General features: G+C 40.5%; 1 protein-coding gene and 1 pseudogene. One reads left to right on the top strand and one right to left on the bottom strand.

The genetic code is table 11. The annotated features are described in order from the left end of the window. Positions 1–132, top strand: a pseudogene (locus BTHERMOSOX_RS11445) (IS1595 family transposase); the annotation flags it as partial. Between the two features lie 416 nt (positions 133–548). On the opposite strand, the gene BTHERMOSOX_RS11440 reads toward BTHERMOSOX_RS11445, so the two are convergent. Next, positions 549–1,115: FISUMP domain-containing protein (locus tag BTHERMOSOX_RS11440; RefSeq protein ID WP_249360698.1), on the bottom strand; the 567-nt coding region annotated here is incomplete at its 5' end.

The raw sequence follows: 1,115 nt of genomic DNA, 5'->3' as shown, positions 1-1,115 counted from the left end.
TTTAAAGGAATGAATAAAAATATGTTTAATTTACACTTGAAAGAATGTGAATTTAGATTCAATAATCGCAAGCAAAATCTTTATAAGATTTTGCTTGAAATGTTCAGAAAAGAGTCGCTTAAGTTGTCATGACCCTTAAAAAATATAATTTGTAAAGCTTCACCTACTCATCACCAAATATAAGATTCTTCTATCCTCATTTTTTTAATGGCACCTCTAGTCTTAACCATTAGTGCCATTAACAAATGAGAGGATGTTTGGATTTATAAACCTCACTTGTTTAATCCTTAAACTAAACAACGCTGGGCTGATAACTTATTCATCTCAATGTCCGTAATGTTTAATGATACTTATCTTTAGATATTAGTATCATTTATCTACGGTATAAATGCCCTTTCTTAAATGTCTTAACCCTTTATTATGTAATTAAAAAATCACCCAAGCAAGCTTGGGTGATACTCTGTTTAACACCCCCTTGCGGGGTGAATACCCCGCAAGGGGTATAAATACCCAGCCATTCGGCTGGGGCAAAGTGTCAAAGTGTCGAGTTAATCCTTTAGGCAGCGAACACTAAAGCCGAGCGCCTTATTGAAGGTCTTGCGGGACACTATAGCCTCGTCAGTCTTCAGGCTGCGTCTGTAGGCACTACTACTTGACCCAGTACTACTCCACAAGTCCGTGGTGTAACCACGACTGTAGAAACTACCAGTGGTACTGCGGTAGCCCGCTAACTTAGCCTCGAAGTTACTAGAGCCGCCTACTTTCAGCTTTGTACCTTCATCAGTACCACGCCAACCAGTTAAATTTTGTTGGGTGGTGCTCATACCTAATTGACCTTCTAAGACTTTCCAATCGGAATCAGATGGCAAGCTCCAACCACTAGGGCAAACATTCATCGCTGCATCCCAAGTATAATAATAACCATCTTCATCCGCTGCACTACCAGAAGTGCCCACATAAGCTTTCCAATAATCCGTACCTAGTGTGTTGTTGCTTGCAGTAGGAACTAATGAAACATTAGATGCACTCCAGGTTTGACTGCCGATAACGACACTTGCCCCAATTCCATCATCCGTCACTGTTGCTGTTACGTTAGCAGAAGTTACCGCTGCGTA

Origin of the sequence: Bathymodiolus heckerae thiotrophic gill symbiont (assembly GCF_900128515.1) — a bacterium.
Classification (GTDB): domain Bacteria; phylum Pseudomonadota; class Gammaproteobacteria; order PS1; family Pseudothioglobaceae; genus Thioglobus_A.
Note: the sequence above shows the minus strand (reverse complement) of the source record. Positions and strands in the feature narration are given on the sequence as shown.